Annotated in this window: 26 protein-coding genes and 1 other RNA gene; 22 read left to right on the top strand and 5 right to left on the bottom strand. The window is 59.6% G+C overall.

Translation table 11 applies throughout. The features are described from left to right. From DTF_RS0108185 to DTF_RS26035, 4 genes are all read right to left on the bottom strand, one after another. Positions 1–852, bottom strand: an 852-nt coding sequence (locus tag DTF_RS0108185) for an IS481 family transposase (protein ID WP_051361153.1), incomplete at its 3' end; no start/stop codon positions are given. Positions 853–1,125: 273 nt separating this feature from the next. Beyond that, positions 1,126–1,647, bottom strand: coding sequence for a DUF4124 domain-containing protein (locus DTF_RS0108180; RefSeq protein WP_027714934.1), 522 nt, complete (start codon positions 1,645–1,647; stop codon positions 1,126–1,128). A 21-nt stretch (positions 1,648–1,668) separates the two neighbouring features. Beyond that, a complete protein-coding gene (locus DTF_RS0108175; protein WP_162148615.1) occupies positions 1,669–2,178 on the bottom strand; it encodes a hypothetical protein in 510 nt (169 codons plus the stop codon). Positions 2,179–2,184: 6 nt separating this feature from the next. Beyond that, positions 2,185–2,667: a helix-turn-helix domain-containing protein gene (locus DTF_RS26035; protein ID WP_081702863.1), complete on the bottom strand. Its 483-nt coding sequence runs from the start codon at positions 2,665–2,667 to the stop codon at positions 2,185–2,187. Positions 2,668–2,876: 209 nt separating this feature from the next. Here DTF_RS26035 and DTF_RS0108165 point away from each other — a divergent pair, with 209 nt between their 5' ends. The 18 genes from DTF_RS0108165 to DTF_RS0108085 all read left to right on the top strand — a co-directional run bounded on the left by DTF_RS0108165 (position 2,877) and on the right by DTF_RS0108085 (position 11,230). Beyond that, positions 2,877–3,137: a helix-turn-helix domain-containing protein gene (locus DTF_RS0108165; RefSeq protein WP_051361152.1), complete on the top strand. Its 261-nt coding sequence runs from the start codon at positions 2,877–2,879 to the stop codon at positions 3,135–3,137. Between the two features lie 60 nt (positions 3,138–3,197). After that, a complete protein-coding gene (locus DTF_RS0108160) occupies positions 3,198–5,411 on the top strand; it encodes a Mu transposase C-terminal domain-containing protein (RefSeq protein ID WP_027714930.1) in 2,214 nt (737 codons plus the stop codon). Continuing rightward, the gene (locus tag DTF_RS0108155; protein ID WP_155890756.1) at positions 5,408–5,668 is read left to right on the top strand and encodes a hypothetical protein; all 261 of its coding nucleotides are present in this window, start codon (positions 5,408–5,410) and stop codon (positions 5,666–5,668) included. The genes DTF_RS0108160 and DTF_RS0108155 overlap by 4 nt, the downstream gene beginning before the upstream one ends. A 73-nt stretch (positions 5,669–5,741) precedes the next feature. Then, positions 5,742–6,491, top strand: coding sequence for an AAA family ATPase (locus DTF_RS0108150; protein ID WP_027714928.1), 750 nt, complete (start codon positions 5,742–5,744; stop codon positions 6,489–6,491). A gap of 20 nt (positions 6,492–6,511) precedes the next feature. Continuing rightward, on the top strand, positions 6,512–6,898 hold the full coding sequence (locus DTF_RS0108145; RefSeq protein WP_155890755.1) for a hypothetical protein: 387 nt from the start codon (positions 6,512–6,514) through the stop codon (positions 6,896–6,898). After that, on the top strand, positions 6,895–7,227 hold the full coding sequence (locus tag DTF_RS22580; protein ID WP_035056264.1) for a hypothetical protein: 333 nt from the start codon (positions 6,895–6,897) through the stop codon (positions 7,225–7,227). Before DTF_RS0108145 ends, DTF_RS22580 begins: the two co-directional genes overlap by 4 nt. 5 nt (positions 7,228–7,232) lie before the next feature. Continuing rightward, positions 7,233–7,862 carry a hypothetical protein gene (locus DTF_RS0108135; RefSeq protein WP_027714926.1) on the top strand — a complete coding sequence of 210 codons (630 nt, stop codon included), beginning with the start codon at positions 7,233–7,235 and terminating at the stop codon, positions 7,860–7,862. Positions 7,863–7,873: 11 nt separating this feature from the next. Then, positions 7,874–8,062: a hypothetical protein gene (locus tag DTF_RS0108130; protein WP_027714925.1), complete on the top strand. Its 189-nt coding sequence runs from the start codon at positions 7,874–7,876 to the stop codon at positions 8,060–8,062. A gap of 53 nt (positions 8,063–8,115) precedes the next feature. After that, positions 8,116–8,736: a DUF3164 family protein gene (locus DTF_RS0108125; RefSeq protein WP_051361151.1), complete on the top strand. Its 621-nt coding sequence runs from the start codon at positions 8,116–8,118 to the stop codon at positions 8,734–8,736. An 11-nt stretch (positions 8,737–8,747) separates the two neighbouring features. Beyond that, on the top strand, positions 8,748–9,140 hold the full coding sequence (locus DTF_RS0108120; RefSeq protein ID WP_027714923.1) for a hypothetical protein: 393 nt from the start codon (positions 8,748–8,750) through the stop codon (positions 9,138–9,140). Beyond that, a complete protein-coding gene (locus tag DTF_RS0108115; RefSeq protein WP_027714922.1) occupies positions 9,137–9,325 on the top strand; it encodes a hypothetical protein in 189 nt (62 codons plus the stop codon). Before DTF_RS0108120 ends, DTF_RS0108115 begins: the two co-directional genes overlap by 4 nt. Next, entirely contained in the window at positions 9,322–9,480 is a 159-nt protein-coding gene (locus tag DTF_RS26465; RefSeq protein ID WP_155890754.1) for a hypothetical protein, read from the top strand. The genes DTF_RS0108115 and DTF_RS26465 overlap by 4 nt, the downstream gene beginning before the upstream one ends. Positions 9,481–9,484: 4 nt before the next feature. Then, positions 9,485–9,559: hammerhead ribozyme type II (locus tag DTF_RS26030), an RNA gene on the top strand. Between the two features lie 104 nt (positions 9,560–9,663). Continuing rightward, positions 9,664–9,885: a hypothetical protein gene (locus DTF_RS0108105; protein WP_027714921.1), complete on the top strand. Its 222-nt coding sequence runs from the start codon at positions 9,664–9,666 to the stop codon at positions 9,883–9,885. Further along, entirely contained in the window at positions 9,882–10,139 is a 258-nt protein-coding gene (locus DTF_RS22575) for a hypothetical protein (protein ID WP_155890753.1), read from the top strand. The genes DTF_RS0108105 and DTF_RS22575 overlap by 4 nt, the downstream gene beginning before the upstream one ends. After that, complete coding sequence (locus DTF_RS0108095; protein WP_027714920.1) at positions 10,136–10,549, top strand: hypothetical protein; 414 nt, start codon at positions 10,136–10,138, stop codon at positions 10,547–10,549. Before DTF_RS22575 ends, DTF_RS0108095 begins: the two co-directional genes overlap by 4 nt. After that, on the top strand, positions 10,542–10,685 hold the full coding sequence (gene nrdD / locus DTF_RS26460) for an anaerobic ribonucleoside-triphosphate reductase (RefSeq protein WP_027714919.1): 144 nt from the start codon (positions 10,542–10,544) through the stop codon (positions 10,683–10,685). Before DTF_RS0108095 ends, nrdD begins: the two co-directional genes overlap by 8 nt. Positions 10,686–10,789: 104 nt before the next feature. Further along, on the top strand, positions 10,790–11,230 hold the full coding sequence (locus tag DTF_RS0108085) for a regulatory protein GemA (RefSeq protein WP_027714918.1): 441 nt from the start codon (positions 10,790–10,792) through the stop codon (positions 11,228–11,230). An 18-nt stretch (positions 11,231–11,248) separates the two neighbouring features. Here DTF_RS0108085 and DTF_RS26455 read toward each other — a convergent pair whose 3' ends face one another. Continuing rightward, a complete protein-coding gene (locus DTF_RS26455; protein ID WP_155890752.1) occupies positions 11,249–11,497 on the bottom strand; it encodes a hypothetical protein in 249 nt (82 codons plus the stop codon). Between the two features lie 37 nt (positions 11,498–11,534). Here DTF_RS26455 and DTF_RS25385 point away from each other — a divergent pair, with 37 nt between their 5' ends. The 4 genes from DTF_RS25385 (at position 11,535) to DTF_RS0108065 (ending at position 13,746) form a co-directional block, all read left to right on the top strand. After that, complete coding sequence (locus tag DTF_RS25385; RefSeq protein WP_051361145.1) at positions 11,535–12,311, top strand: hypothetical protein; 777 nt, start codon at positions 11,535–11,537, stop codon at positions 12,309–12,311. Position 12,312: 1 nt separating this feature from the next. Next, positions 12,313–12,657, top strand: a complete 345-nt coding sequence (locus DTF_RS0108075) for a Mor transcription activator family protein (protein WP_027714917.1) — start codon at positions 12,313–12,315, stop codon at positions 12,655–12,657. Between the two features lie 155 nt (positions 12,658–12,812). Beyond that, positions 12,813–13,172 (top strand): helix-turn-helix domain-containing protein, encoded by a 360-nt coding sequence (locus DTF_RS0108070; protein ID WP_027714916.1) that lies wholly within the window; start codon positions 12,813–12,815, stop codon positions 13,170–13,172. Next, entirely contained in the window at positions 13,165–13,746 is a 582-nt protein-coding gene (locus DTF_RS0108065) for an ImmA/IrrE family metallo-endopeptidase (protein WP_027714915.1), read from the top strand. The genes DTF_RS0108070 and DTF_RS0108065 overlap by 8 nt, the downstream gene beginning before the upstream one ends. The last annotated feature ends 348 nt before the right edge of the window (positions 13,747–14,094 follow it).

Here is a 14,094-nt window from a genome sequence, read left to right as displayed (position 1 = left end):
CCGCTGCTCGAAAGCTAGGGTCTCCTTCTTGAGGTCCTCCACCGTTGTCATAAGGGTTTTGGCGAGGAACTTCTGCTGGTAGTGATGATTGAACTTCTCGATCACGCCGTTACGCCAGGGTTCGGATAATGGAATGAACCAAGGTTCGACTCCCACGTGCAAACAGAGCTTGATGAGAGGTCCCATGCCACGCGGGTACCTTAAGCTGCCAAAGAAATACATGGCATTGTCGACCTGGATGCGCTCAGGGATTCCCAGCCGTTTCCAGATCTCCCAGAAACCCCCAAGGATATCCTGTCCGCTTTTGGTTGCTGATGGATGCAGGCCGCAGCGGGCGGTGGATAGATCAATGGCATTGAGCCCATAGAAGCGCAGCGGTCCTTTCAGATAGCAGGGGCCAACCAGGTCAACCTGATGGGTCTGGTTGGGAAACAACGACGGAAGTGTGGGATAAGGCGTTCCTTTCGGCTCGTATTTGCCGGTTCTGCGATGGGTCAGTCCTTTTCGGCTGAGAATGCGGTTAATGGTTCGTACGGCAGGCAAAGGTTTGACGCCTAAGTCTTCAAGTTCCCACAGAATGGCTTGGGCACCACAGAACTGATCCTTGTTGTAGAGGTTGAGTCGGATTATCTCTACGATCTCCTCAACCTCCTGCGGTGTCCTGGAAGCAACCGTAAGTGGTTGCCGGGAAAGGCTTTCACTCCATGAACTATCATCGACGGCAAAGCGCTTATTCCACTTGTACAGCCATGATTTCGAGCGCCCCAGAGAAGTGCAGATCGCTTCCGGCTTCTCGCCATTGCGGAGCCTCTGGACCGCCAATATCCGCTCCTGCTGAATATCATCCTTCATGAACACCTCCTACATATTTGGTGTTCAACAGGATGACAGTGGTGGCTATTCGATTGTCAGAGAACTTTTGTCCACGATGTCGTGTTAACCACTGACTCTATTGGCACTGGACGGGAATAGATGGGATTGGGCGGGCGGCGGCGGGAAACGTTTATTTTATGCGGCTTTGAATCGGCTTTTAACGGCGGCGGCGCGGCAGGCTGATTTGGCACTGAAAACGATGGCCGGGAATTACCCCGGCCATTTTTGCGTTTTATTTGGCACTAGACCGGTTTAGTTGCAGGTGGCGAAGACGTTGGATATATTCCATTTGTCCCGGGTCGCTGGCCATGGCGTTTTGCTCGTCTTAAAAACCCTCGATCCGAAACCGCCGACGTTCTCGACCACCGTGGTGAGTTCCTCAATGCCGCCGTTGTCGGTGCGGCAGAAAAAATTTAAGGTAAGCCGGGCGCATTCTGGCCCATCTCCCACTCTTCCGGAAATGATGATCTCAGGGCCCACTTGGCTTAAACTGGGGTTGATTTTATAATCGGCGGCGGTGATCCTGCTGACCGGCTTTCCCGTTGTCTTTCGAGAGGTCGCCGGTTGGGCGCTGCTGGTTGATTTCTTTTGAACTGAGTCAGCCGGTTTTTTCTGCCCGCCTTCCGAGTCGAAGACAGCCATCTCCTGTGCCGCGGAATTCACGGGCTTGTCGCTGAAATGCAATTTACCGTCCGCGTCTCTCCATTTGTAAATCTCAGCACTTACGGGTGATGCCACTGCAAATAACAGCACACAGACAATCAATCTTTTCATTCCCCGCCTCCTCTATTGAATTTACTCCCCGTAAACCTGCACCTTTGCCATGCTGATTAAACCATAGCCCCTCACATTCAGCATTGCAATCGGCTTTTTGATGCCGACTTTTTCGATTGCGTGTTCCGCGGTTACTTGGTCAAGGCCCAGGCCGAAGACGCCGACACCTTCGACGGTGCCGAGCTTGACCTGGTCGCCGGCGCCCAGTAGATCCAGGGGCACGGCGGTTTTGTCGAAGATCGGGCCGGCGCAGCCGGAGGTGATCGAGGCGGCGACCAGGAGCGCCACGACCGGCCACTGGCTGCGGCGCATCACGCTGGCGATCGCCCAGGCCGCGACGGAGATCAGCACGGCGAGCGAACTCAGTATATTAAGTAAAGGGTGCGGCAGCATGGTGGCGATCAGCGAGACCACCAGGAGGTAAAAGTATATACGCGATCGCGCCTGGGCCCCGCATTCGCCGCAGCGCTGCACCGTGGGCGAAACACTTGAAAGCAAACTGAATATTTTCTTTTTGTCGACGTTCATCATCCCCTCCTATGCCGCCATCATCTTGACCAGGCGAAGCACCTGGCCCCGGTCGACCTGGCCTTCCTTGGCAAACACCTCATAGAGATAGATCAGCAGCTCGGCCTTCTTGCTCGCCGGCATCTGCACCTTGTTCTCGGTGAGATAGCCCTCCACCCCCTCCACGATCTCCCGCATGATCTTCGGATCGATCGCCTTATATTCTTGCTGGGCCTCGTTGATCCGCTCTTCCCCCTTCTTCATCGGCCCCTCGCCCGTGGCCAGCCATTCGACGTGGACGCCGGCTGCGTCCGCAATGTCGATCAACAGCAATCTGGTCGGCTCGCTCTTCCCGGACAAATACTGATGAAGTGTCGATGATGAAATACCTGCCCTGGCGGCAAATCCTCTAATAGGCTCGCCCTTCAGTGCCTCCTTTAACCTTTCGGGAAAACGTCCGACTTCCTTCTCCGAACTCGGACGCTTGGCTTTTGTAAACTCGGACGTGTCCATGTTTTCTAATGCCCTGTTTTTGTTCGCTATTTTGTACGGTTGTCCCAAAAAACGGATTTTTTAACTCGGACGTGCGTTTTTATGTTTGACACGTCCGTTTTAACGGACTATGCTTCTTGCCACGGAAAGAAAACAAAGACAAAAAAAGAGGAGGCAAGTTGCCCAGTTTTCGATGCCCTCAATGCTTTCTTACAACACAAGGAATCAAGATGAAAAAAAATAGCGAAAAGCCGGACGGAACCCTCGAAAAGATCATCGGCGATCCCGCCCTGCGCCGCGAGTGGATCAAGTTCCAGCTGCGCATTCACGGCAGCTCTCTGGCGGATCTGGCCAAGGAGCTCGGCACCTCTCGCCAGGCGGTGCGCGACGTGTTCAATCAGCCCTATCCCAAGATGCAGAAGGCGATCGCGGCCAAGATCGGCATGCGGCCCGAGGCCATCTGGCCCGAACGATATCAGAAAGCAGCCTGACCGACAAGAGTAAACCGCTTTTAACTGACTGTTTTTGCTATGGGTTCAGGAGGAATTGGGATGCAGGTCGACGGCCCTAAAACGCATTGCACCGCTGAGGAACTGGCCGGCCTTCCGGGAATGCCAGGGACCGCGCGGCGCGTCAGGTCCAAGGCCGACCGCGAAAACTGGCCCTTCCGCAAGCGCCCAGGGCGCGGCGGAGGCCGCGAGTATGCCGTCTCCGCCCTGCCCCGGGCCACCCGCGAGCACCTCGCCGACCAGCTGATACAATCCCTCCCCGAAAAAGCCTGCGGCCTGTCCGCCTCCCCCAAGGCTTCGGCGGACAAGCCCGCGGAGACCGTCGATATCGAGCTGCTCCCCGCCGTGCGCGAAGAGGCCGGGCTCCCCGCCGTCATCGACGTTCCCGACCTGGGCAGCCTCAAATCGTGGCAGTCCCGCCGCATGGATGCCCGGCTCGCCTTCATCCGCCTCCTCGAACGCGGCGACTGCACCGTCGGCCTCACCAAAACCGTCGACGCCCTGGTCGAGAAAAGCGCCGCCGGCGAGCTGCCCGAGGATCTGCAGGCCCTGGTCGCCGTCGCCAACGCCAAGAGCGGCGGCAAGGACGGCAAGCGAGCCCTCTCTCGCCGCACTCTCATGCGATGGTGGAGCGATTACAAGGCCTCCGGCGGCAACTACGCCGTGCTGGCCCCGGCCGCGATGGAGAAAAACACCCTTCCCCCCTGGGCTCCGGCCTTCCTCATGCAGTATCAGGTGCCGCAAAAGATCAGCGTCGCCGACGCTCTCAGCCGCATGGCCAGGGTCGCCGCCCCCGGCGCCGAGATCCCCACCGAAGGGCAGGTGCGCCGCTTCCTGCAAAAATACTCCCGCCTCGACGTGCAGCGCGGCCGCAAATCCGGCAGCGAGCTGCGCGGCCAGCGCATGTACCGCCAGCGCGACGTCAGCGAATTCCAGCCCCTCGATATCGTTCAGATCGACGGCCACTCCTTCAAGGCCTACGTGGCCCACCCGGCCCACGGCAGGCCCTTCCATCCCGAGGTCTGCGCGGTGATCTGCTGCGTGACCAAGGTGGTGGTGGGCTGGTCGGCGGGGCTGGCCGAAAGCTCCATGACGGTCGCCGACGCCATCCGCCACGCCTGCACCGTCGACGCGGAAAAGCCCGTCGGCGGCCTGCCGCTCTTCGTCTACGCCGACAAGGGCGCCGGCAACATGGCCAAGGTCAATATCGACGAGGTCGCCGGCCTCTTCCCCCGCCTCGGCATCCGCTTCGAGAGCGGCCGCCCCGGCAACCCCCAGGGGCGCGGGCTGGTGGAAAACCTCAACAAGTCGCTCTGGATCCCCGCCGCGAAGAAGCTCGAGACCTACACCGGCAAGGACATGGACAGCCTGGTGCAGCGCCGCGTCTACCTGAAGCTGCAGAAAGAAGTGCGCCAGGCCAAAAAAGAGGAAAGGGAGCTCACATCCGAGCTGCTGATCCCCTGGCCCGAGTTCCTGCAGTTCGCCCAGGCCGAAGCCGTCGATGCGTACAACCGCCGCCCGCACAGCGCCCTGCCCCGGATCACCGATCCCGCCACCGGGTTGCGCCGCCACATGTGCCCGCTGGAGGCCTGGGCCGGCTGGCTTTCGCGCGGATGGAATCCCGACCTGCTCACCGAGGCGGAGATCGCCCACCTCTTCCGCCCCCACGAGATGGTCAAGTGCACCCGCGGCATGGTGCGCCTCTGGAAAAACGTCTACTCCGATCCCGCCCTCGAGCACTACCACGGCATGCAGGTCATGGTCGGCTACGACATCCACGATCCCGCCCGGGTCAGCGTGCGCGACGAAGAGGGCCGCCTGATCGTCATCGCCCGGCGCGACGCCAACAAGAGCGCCTTCTTCCCCGTCTCCAAGGTGGAGCAGGCCCGGGAGGAGCGCTACCAGAACCGCAAGCGCACCGCCGAGCAGCGCATGGAGGAGATCGAGCTCGAGCGCCGCGGCGGTCCGATCGAGATCCAGGCCGCGCCCGAGTGCATCGAGATCGAGGCCGAGCTGGCCCTGCGCAGCGACAAGATTATCGCCCGGCTCGAAAAGAAGCGCACCTTTGCCAACGCCTGGGAGCGGTACCTGGATATCTGCGATCGCGAGGAGAAGGGCGAGGCCAGCGAATACGAGCTGAAATGGAAGGCCGATTACGACATCTTCACCTCGACCCGCAGAAGGGTGGGGCTGTTCAAGGAGGATGAATTTTGCCTGAAGGAAGAGAAGGAAAACAGAGCGAAGGGAGGTGAATGAGAATGGTTAGTTTCGACGTGACAAGTGAGGACAGCGAGCTGATAGCCAAGATAGTTGAGAGGGCGGCCGTCGAAGGGCAAACCGCCCTGGCGATGGATCTGACAGCCGTTCATGCCAACGGGTGCACCCTGAATCTGAAGGCCTTGCTGACGGCCGATGATTTCAATTTCAACCATGACGTCTTTGGGATCATCCGCCACATCGACCGGAACACCGGCAAGCTCCGCGGGCACTTTCTGCCGAGATTTGCCAATTAAAAAAGCCGCGCTGGCACGCGGCTGAGTCCGCCCCGCAAGGGGCAAACCATTGAATTGAAAAGGAGGATAAACGATGCGACACAAAATGGCAATGACCAAGAACATGCGGCGCTTTCTCGGCGCCGTCGACGAGCTCGTCAACCGACCCATGGGCACCGAGGGGATGGGGCTTCTCTGGGGGCGCCCGGGGGAGGGCAAATCCACCTCCCTGGCCTACGTGGTCAACGTGATGGACGGCGTCTACGTGCGGGCCATGAGCAGCTGGACGGTCACCGGCATGCTCGGCAAGGTCTGCGAGGAGCTCGGCGGCAAGCGCATGCTGCGCCGCAGCGACATGGTCGACTTCATCGTCGAGCAGCTCGGCGCCAAGCCCCGCCCCATCTTCGTCGACGAGGCCGACCACCTCTTCGACAAGCCGAAGAAGTTCGAGATGGCCGAGGCGCTGCGCGACATCTACGACATCAGCGGCTGCCCGGTGATCCTCTGCGGCATGGAGGATATCGCCCGCACCGTCCAGGCGCACGGCCGTTTCGCGCGCCGCATCACCCAGTGGATCGAGTTCCGCGGCGTCGACCTCGCCGACGCCCGCACCGTCGCCGACCAGCTCTGCGAGGTGCAGATCGCCGACTGCCTGCTCCAGCACCTGCACGAGGAGGCCCGGGGAAACATCGGCCGCATGGTCATCGGCCTGGCAAAGATCGAGCGCATGGGCAGGGCGAGCGGGCTCGAGGAGGTCTCCCGCGAGGCGTGGGGCGACGGCCGCGAGCTCTTTTACGATCAGCCCGTATTCTCTGGCCGCATGGCTCAGAGCGGGAGGGTTTAAGTATGCCGGGTGTGGAGGGAATGAAGCATCGTAAAGGCAGGACGAAAGCCACCCGCCGCAAGATGTGGAATTCAATCAGAATTATTCGCCGTTTTACCCTGCCGGACATCTGCCGCACGGTCGAAGAGGCCCAGTACGCCAACGTGCGCAAGTTCGTCGCCTCTCTCGAGCGCCACGGCTACGTGGCCAAGGACGGCCGCTATCGGGGCGGACGCCCGGGAGACTTTCAGACCTACCGCCTGGTGATCGACGCCGGCCCCGAATACCCCACCGTCTGCGGCCGCTGCCGCCAGTCTTTGGCCAGCCCGTGCAAAGAGACAGAAAAAGAAAAAAACAAAGAAGCAAAGAAAGAAGAAGAGACAGAGCAGGAGAACCCTCCGCTCCAACGGGCCGGAGGTGAGCGATGACCCAGGCCGATCTACTGACTCTCCTGCGCAAGAAGGTCGCCGAGTTCAATGACGAGCGCGGCCAGGGCGGACAGAGCCGCGTAGCCGCCGAGCTCGGGTATTCCTCCGGCGCCATCAGCCAGGTGCTCAGCGGCAAATACCAGGGCGACGTCTCCAACATCCTCGCCAAGGTCGAAGAGGTCTACGGGGGGCAGTTCGTCGACTGCCCCGGCCTCGGCCTGGAGATCCCCCTGGGCAAATGCGCCGAATGGCGGCGCAAGCCCTTCGCAGCCACCAACCCCCAGCGGGTCCGTATGTTCAAGGCCTGCAAAAAATGCGACCGGAGGTGACGTCGATGAGTATCCATTGTCCCAAATGCCAAGCCGGCGCCGGCGCCCTCGAGGCGCTGGTCGAAACCCTCGCCGACGGCACCACCCTGCAGACCGTGCGCTGCGTCATGTGCGGCGAGAGGCGTTCGCGGATCGCGCCGGGCAGGCTCGTCGAGAACCCCGGCCGGCCTCAGGTGAACAAGAGCGGGCCCAAAAAAGTCCTCTCCCGCGCGACAATGGAGGCCCGCATCGCCTCCGTCGCCAAGCACTCCGCACCCTGCGCCGTCAAGGGCTGTGAGGGCACCTACTACACGCTGACCGCCACCCTGCCGCTGTGCAAGAAACACCGGATGCGGCTGCGCTCCTGGGAGAACACCCAGCGCGCCACCGCCCCGCCGGTGGCCTGCGTCAACGGCCAATGGGTCGAGCGCGGGGCGGCGCTGCCTGCCGTCCCGGGTGAGTGCCCGGCGCCGGAAGCCGAAGAGGCCAAACTCCACAAACCGCCCGTCGCCCGAAAGCGATCCAAGCCGCGCCAGAAATCGGCGGCGATCCCCGCGCCGGTCCTGCCTTACGAGAAACTCGAGGCGCAGCTCGATCGGCTTGCCGGCCTCGGCAACCCGTCAGCCCGGGCGCTGATCAGCGCCCTCGCCAAATGAGGAGACTTGACATGCCCGACGAGATCCTGAACCACCTGGCCGATACCTTCCTCGCCCTGCAGATCCGCGAGCTGCTGCGCATCCCCTTCGGGCAGTACGTGCACAACCCCGAGGCTTACGACCGCCTGGCCATCGAGCTGCACACCGGCAACGGCCTGCACATCCAGGACGGCAAGCTCAAGCTGGTTACTTTGCACTGAAAACCCGTGATCGGTGATCCGTGAAAACCATTTTAAAGAGGAGTTCAACCGTTATGAAAACCGACTCAAACACCGCCCCCGAGGGGTACATGATCAACGGCCAGGGGCACCTGGTCCCCATCAGCCAGGTGCGCCCGATCGACATCCAGCGCGACAGCCTGGTCAAAGAACTTTTCGCCCAGGCCGAAAAGTTGGAGGAGCATATCCACGACTTCAAGGACCGCATCACGGGCGACATCGCCGCCTTTGTCGAGCTCTCCTTCGAGCAGCACGGCGTCAAGCGCGGGGGGAAGAAGGGGAATATCACCCTGACTACCTACGCCCAGGACCTGCGGATCCGCCTCGACATCTCCGAGGAGATCCGCTTCACCGAGCAGCTGCTCGCCGCCCGCGAGCTGATCGACGAGTGCCTCCACGACTGGACCGACGGGGCCAAGGATCAGCTCAAGGCGCTGATCAACCACGTCTTCGAGGTCGACAAGGAGGGGAACATCAGCGCCACCAAGGTGCTCGGCCTGCGCCGCTACAACATCGACGATGAGCGCTGGCTCCGCGCCATGCGCATCATCGGCGAGAGCATCCAGATCGCCGGCACCAAGCCCCGCCTCACCTTCGCCCGGCGCGATGAGCGAGGGGAGTGGAAGACCATCAACCTGAACGTTTCGACGGCTTGAGGGAGGGGATCATGAGCTGCAATCGACACGATAACGATGCTATCGACCTGTCCGCCGTGTTTGTCCAGGCGGCACCCGCCACCACCGCCAGCGCCTTGCCACCAGGAGAGGCGGCGGGGCAAATCATCTCCATGGGGGAGGAGTGCATCATGTTCTGCTCCGCCGATCAGCCGCTTCCCATGGGTGTCACCGTCGGGGCCAACACTTTCCGCGCCGTCGCGGCCGTCCCCCTGCTCGACTTGGCGAAGATAGATGCGCAGATCGAGCACTGGCGCAAGAAGTCCGCTGCCGCTCCAGATAAGATCTGCCGCGCCATGGCTGAAGGACATGTCTCCGGGCTGCAGCTGGTGCGGGCGATTCACGGCCTGCCCATGCTGCCCGAGTCGGGGGAGGGGAGGGGATGAAACCGCCTTATTTCAAGGTCACGGGCCGCTGTGACACGGGTTGCCCCGTCGACACCTTCGAGGTCGAAAGAAAGCAGGTCGTCAAGACCTCCACCAGCGGCCAGCCCTACACCATCAGCCGCCTGGTCTGCCCGCGGTGCAACGCCTGGGGAACCGTCACGAAAATCGAGGAGGTGAAAGCGTGAGGGCGAGCGAGCTGATCTCCCAACTGCAGGACATCATCGCCATTCATGGCGACAAGGAAATGGCCATTGATGACGGCCAGAGTTTGCGGCCGATCGAGGAGGTCGATGTAACGGCAGAGGAAGACGAGGACGCGATTGTCCTCTGGATGGATTGACCTGATGCGAAACCGGCCCCTTTCATTCGGGGGCCGGTCGCCCGGTGGCGGCGCTCCGGGCCTGACGATGCAGCCGATTCAACCACTCCCGCGGGGACGGTCCCCGCTTCTGGCCGCCGGGTTCGACCTCCTGGCCCGGCGGCACTTTTTGAATCCAGGGACGAGGGACGAGGGACGCGGGACGTGGCAGGGATCAACGACAAATACGAGGGGAGCGCCTCGGCCTGCATGCGGTTCTGGGCCGGGCTCAAGGATCGATTTTATGAAGAGGGGCTTTCCGCGCCGCCCGGCGCTCAGTGCCCCTATCCGCAAACATCCTTCGCCGCCAATCACTGGCGGCGGGGGCAATCGCAGGACGAAAGTCCGGCTTCGCCCGAGGGCTACGCCGAGACAAGGAGAAGATGATGGACAAAGCAACCGGCAAGATCAGGGCCGCCAACTTCAGCAACAGCGAGCGGCTCCAGGAGACCCTCTCCGCCATCGCCAGCGGCGGCTGGATCACCACCCTCTCCATCCGCGACCGCACCAACTCCTGCGCCGTGCACACCGACATCGCCGAGCTGCGAGCCAACGGCTTCTGCATCGAGCGGCGCTATCACGGACAGATCAACGGCCGCAGAGTGTACGAATACCGGCTGACCGGAGGGCAGGGGCGATGACGAAGGAAGACTGGGAGAAGGTGGAGAAGGCGCTGAGCGGGACCTACGGCCGCGCCAAGCTCAAGGTTGACGGGCGGGAGGTGACGTTTGCCCGCGGGCTGATCGACAAAAACCGGCTGGGGATCGGGACCTACGTCGACGGCAAACTGCGCGGGGAATGGATCGGCTCTAAAAACGAGCATCCCGAGCAGCGATATCTGCGCCCCGCCTTCAAGTTCACCCACAAGCCGAAGACCCGGGCGACCCTGAATAAGATGAGCAAGCGCCAGCGCAAAGAGCTGGGCGAATACTGGGACCCGGACCATAAATATCACTACTTTTCCTTCTGGTGGAACAATGTCACAGAGATCCGCCGCCACTATCAGAAGACCTTCAAGTCCATCGAGCTGCTGGAGGTGATCGGTGCCTGAGAAATGTGATGCCAAGGTCGAAGTCTGGAGCCGGGTCTGCGGGTTTTTCCGCCCGGTGCAGCAGTGGAACAGGGGGAAGAAGGAGGAGTTCAAGGAGCGAAAGGAGTTTGTTGTCGACAACAAACCGGAGGCGTGAAAAGGCGACGCCCCCGGCCGGAGGGGGGTGGCCAGAGGCGTCTAGTGCAATAAACACTGCCGGCATTTTCAGGTCAAGCGTCCGGAATGTCAAGGGGAAATTCGATGGCGACAGCAAAGCAGATCAAACTGATCCACACCGCAAAATCAAAGCTCAGCCTCTCTGACGAGGACTACCGGGACATTCTCGGCCGCTACGGCGTGGAAAGTTCCACCCAGCTCAGCGAGCGCATGGCCGCCGACCTGGTCGAGGACCTGGAGAAGAAGGCCATGGCCGCCGGGGTGTGGAAGAAGAAAACCCCGCCCCGCGCCGGCAAGCGGCCGCACAACATGGACGGCCGTGCCAGCCGCGACCGGCAGATGCAGAAGATCGAGGCCCTGCTCACCGTCGGCGGCAAGTCCTGGAGCTATGCCGACGCCCTGTCCGAGCGGATCTGCAAGGTGGCGAAGCTCGCCTGGGTGCCGACTGAGGACCTTTACAAGATCATCACCGCCCTCCGCAAGCAGGCCGAGCGGGAGGGGTGGGATTTGAGCGGGGAGGGGTGATTGATCGATAATTTAGATTCAACTGAACTGTAGTCTTGGTAATGAGAAGTGAATACTTGAGATTTTTTTTGACTTAAACGAGGGAATATGACTTGGAGTCATGAGGTTATGACCTGATGTCATATTTTTAGACTTTTTTTGTTTGAGATAGGAAACACCATGCACTTTTTTTATATACCTAGATATAGCAATGGCACCAACACAGCAGTTGACCATAGCAGCAGCTAATTCAATGATTTCTTTTATGAAGTCCCATTCCATTTTCAAACTTTAACCTCTTGATTTTGGATGTCAAACGAGAATCATGAACCTCACCTGCCCCTGTTGTCACGCTAAATACCCCCTGGACGCAGCCCTCGAGGGTGAGGCCGCCGGAGAGCTGATGGTGATCCTCGCCCAGGCTGGGCCGGCCGCGCGGCCGCTGGTCGCCTACCTCGGGCTGTTCCGGAGCAAGAGCCGGGCGCTCTCCTTCGATCGGGCCGTCAAGCTCGCCCGCGAGGTGCTGGATCTTGATAAGGATCTCCGCGCCCTGGGTGTCGCTCTCTCCGAGACTGTCGAGGCGCTGCGGGCCAAGCGCGACGCCGGCCAGGTCAAGCCGCTCGGAAATCACAATTATTTGAAAAGGGTCCTGGAGTCGGTCACCGCCTCGCCCCTTCCGGTACCGGCGGATCCGGCCGGTGATGACAGGCAGCTCCCCAAGGGCAAGCGCCGCCTGGCGATCGAGATTCTTTCCGCCTGGGCTGGCGACGACTGGCTGCGCGTCGAGATCTGCCACGGGCTGCAGGCCCTCGTCTCCCTGCCCAGCCTCGCCCCTCCGGGAGCCGACAGCATAGAGCTGACCGCCGGGGTTTTCGAGACGATGATCCGGCCCCGCTGCAACATCGCCGAGGTCGATCAAGGTCGCGTTTCATCGGCTTTTAACGAGCTGTTAAAACAGCCCCTCAAGGACTGGCCCGAGCCATCCGCCGTGCTCGCGCACCTGCCCCGCAGACCCGAGCGCGAAAAGGTGGGGCACCAGGTCAGCGACGAGGACCGCCGGAAGGGCAAGGACTTTTTCAGCAAGATTCAAGGAGGGATTTGAGATGGAAGAGAGCGAGAAGAGAGGCAGCCAGGTGCTCTTCGACCTGGCCCGCCTGGTCACCGAGGGGCAGATCGAGGCCGGCGCCGAGCCGGAGCAGGCCCGCACCATCGGCCTCAAGGCCGCCGACCAGGTGCGCCGGACCTACGGCGGCGAACAGGTCTACATCCCCAAGGGGCTGGCCCTGGCGCTGACCGAGCGCGATTACGAGATCTGGCGCAAGTTCACCGGCTCCAACTCCTTCGCGCTGGCCAAGGAGTACGGCCTCACTGAGCGGCAGATCTATTCGATCCTTGCCCGGGTGCGCGACGAGGAGTTCCGGAAGCGGCAGATGGGGTTGTTTGGGTAAAAATAATTTTTACATTTTTTCTGTGTAAAATTGCCTTGACAAAGAAGAACCAAAAGATTATCTTACACAAGAATTTTGTGTAATTTGTCCCAAGGAGGTCGTTAGGAGGTCGTGAAAGAAGGGCAAACCCCTTCAAAAAAAACGGAGGAGAGACAATGACATTCGGGCAATGTTTAAAGCAGGCTCGAAAAGCCGCTGGGAAAAAATTGCGGGAAGTATCAGATGTGTCGGGTTTGGCGATCAGTGTGATTTCTGACATGGAGCATGGAAGACGAAGGCCACCGGCCACCAAGGTTATTCGCAATATTGAAATGTTCTTAAATGTCCGAGACCAAGCCCTGGTAACTGCAGCTAAAGAAGAGATCGACATCAAGTCTGAGGCTCGGGAGATGTTCAACAAACGCCCAACACTGAATTATGCTCTGCTTCGAGCTGCGGAAGGATTAACGGATAAGGAGGTAACTAAGATGATAGAGGATGCCATGAAAGTGAAAAAAGGGGACGAGGATGACTAGCTCAAGAGCGGTCTTTCTAAAAATGAGTGGTGCTCAAATTGAGCAAATAGCGGGAGGGATCATAAAGGCGATTCAACCCAAGGTATTTACAGGCTCGGAAAATTTCGATATCGAGCATTTCGTTGACGTCAGGCTTGAGGATTTGACAGGCATCCAGCCTGACTACAGCAGGTTGCCGCCGGAGATATATGGTTATACGGACCCTGAGCAGCAAAAAATGGTGATTCAAGCCGATCTGGCTGAAGACGACGATAGTGAACGATTCCTTCGGTCAACTTTAGCCCATGAAACCGGACATTGTATTCTTCATGTCCCTATTCTCAGGCAGGCCCAAAAATATCATATTTTTAAGCAAGAAAAAGGAGCACACCTTTACAGGAAAGAGAGCGGACTTCCTCTTTATCAAAATCCTGAATGGCAAGCATGGAGATTTGCAGGGGCGCTGTTGATGCCAAAAGACTTAGTTGTCCAAATGTTAAAAGAAGGACTCAGTGAGAGAGGATTGGCCAATAAGTTTAATGTCAATCCGGCGTTTGTAAGATATAGATTGAAATCGTTAAAGCTGTCTATATAGAAAAACCCCATTCGTTGCGCCAACAAGGAATGGGGTCCTCCGACATGGTAAGGTCGGCCAGCTTGAAACTCGTCTGTTTCGGAGAAGAAGTTTATCAATTGCCTCTCCGGATGTCAAGCTGAAGAATCTGTTTCCGGAGAGGCAGGTGGTTTATGTGAGAAATAAAGGTCAAAAGAAAAAGGGTGAATACGTTTTTCGGCCGTGGATCACTCGTAATGGCAAGCGTGTCTATGCCAGTGAGTATGGACTGAAAGCCTGGCCTATCAAGGTAAAATAGTCCTTTTCCGGGGGAGGTAACCCCTCCCCCGCTTTCCTTCCAACGCATCTTTCTCCTGTCTGGTCAGGTAA

The organism is Desulfuromonas sp. TF (genome assembly GCF_000472285.1).
In the GTDB taxonomy this organism is placed as follows: domain Bacteria; phylum Desulfobacterota; class Desulfuromonadia; order Desulfuromonadales; family ATBO01; genus ATBO01.
This window is presented reverse-complemented; position numbering and strand designations above follow the sequence as displayed.